This is a genomic window from Paenarthrobacter nitroguajacolicus, from assembly GCF_007786235.1.
Lineage (GTDB): Bacteria > Actinomycetota > Actinomycetes > Actinomycetales > Micrococcaceae > Arthrobacter > Arthrobacter nitroguajacolicus_A.
This window is the reverse complement of record NZ_VNFK01000042.1, coordinates 1-1635: the sequence shown is the minus strand read 5'-3', so window position 1 is coordinate 1635 and position 1635 is coordinate 1. Positions and strand designations below refer to the sequence as shown.

The 1635-nt window shown below is 51.9% G+C and carries 1 tRNA gene and 1 rRNA gene; both read left to right on the top strand.

The annotated features are described in order from the left end of the window. Positions 1 to 1397 (top strand): 16S ribosomal RNA (locus tag FQP90_RS22875); the annotation flags it as partial. A 91-nt stretch (positions 1398 to 1488) separates the two neighbouring features. Continuing rightward, positions 1489 to 1564 (top strand) — tRNA-Glu (locus FQP90_RS22870). Positions 1565 to 1635 lie beyond the last annotated feature (71 nt).

Here is a 1635-nt window from a genome sequence, read left to right as displayed (position 1 = left end):
ATAACCATTGGAAACGATGGCTAATACCGCATAATGCCTACGGGCCAAAGAGGGGGATCTTCGGACCTCTCGCGTCAAGATATGCCTAGGTGGGATTAGCTAGTTGGTGAGGTAATGGCTCACCAAGGCGACGATCCCTAGCTGGTCTGAGAGGATGATCAGCCACACTGGAACTGAGACACGGTCCAGACTCCTACGGGAGGCAGCAGTGGGGAATATTGCACAATGGGCGAAAGCCTGATGCAGCCATGCCGCGTGTATGAAGAAGGCCTTCGGGTTGTAAAGTACTTTCAGTTGTGAGGAAGGGTGTGTAGTTAATAGCTGCGCATCTTGACGTTAGCAACAGAAGAAGCACCGGCTAACTCCGTGCCAGCCGCCGCGGTAATACGTAGGGTGCGAGCGTTAATCGGAATTACTGGGCGTAAAGCGCATGCAGGTGGTTCATTAAGTCAGATGTGAAAGCCCGGGGCTCAACCTCGGAACTGCATTTGAAACTGGTGAACTAGAGTGCTGTAGAGGGGGGTAGAATTTCAGGTGTAGCGGTGAAATGCGTAGAGATCTGAAGGAATACCAGTGGCGAAGGCGGCCCCCTGGACAGACACTGACGCTCAGATGCGAAAGCGTGGGGAGCAAACAGGATTAGATACCCTGGTAGTCCACGCCGTAAACGATGTCTACTTGGAGGTTGTGGCCTTGAGCCGTGGCTTTCGGAGCTAACGCGTTAAGTAGACCGCCTGGGGAGTACGGTCGCAAGATTAAAACTCAAATGAATTGACGGGGGCCCGCACAAGCGGTGGAGCATGTGGTTTAATTCGATGCAACGCGAAGAACCTTACCTACTCTTGACATCCAGAGAAGCCAGTGGAGACACAGGTGTGCCTTCGGGAGCTCTGAGACAGGTGCTGCATGGCTGTCGTCAGCTCGTGTTGTGAAATGTTGGGTTAAGTCCCGCAACGAGCGCAACCCTTATCCTTGTTTGCCAGCGAGTAATGTCGGGAACTCCAGGGAGACTGCCGGTGATAAACCGGAGGAAGGTGGGGACGACGTCAAGTCATCATGGCCCTTACGAGTAGGGCTACACACGTGCTACAATGGCGCATACAGAGGGCAGCAAGCTAGCGATAGTGAGCGAATCCCAAAAAGTGCGTCGTAGTCCGGATTGGAGTCTGCAACTCGACTCCATGAAGTCGGAATCGCTAGTAATCGTGAATCAGAATGTCACGGTGAATACGTTCCCGGGCCTTGTACACACCGCCCGTCACACCATGGGAGTGGGCTGCAAAAGAAGTGGGTAGTTTAACCTTTCGAGGAGGACGCTCACCACTTTGTGGTTCATGACTGGGGTGAAGTCGTAACAAGGTAGCCCTAGGGGAACCTGGGGCTGGATCACCTCCTTATACGAAGATAGTCACGATGAGTGTCCACACAGATTGATTAGGTTTAGAAAAGTAAAGAGACGAAGAACTCCCAAGTTCTTCAATATCCAGTGTCCCGTTCGTCTAGAGGCCTAGGACACCGCCCTTTCACGGCGGTAACAGGGGTTCGACTCCCCTACGGGATACCATTTTTAAAAGTTCTCTTTCGAGAGTCTTTAAAAATGGTTTCAAACACTTAGTGTTTAGAAATTCATGCTCT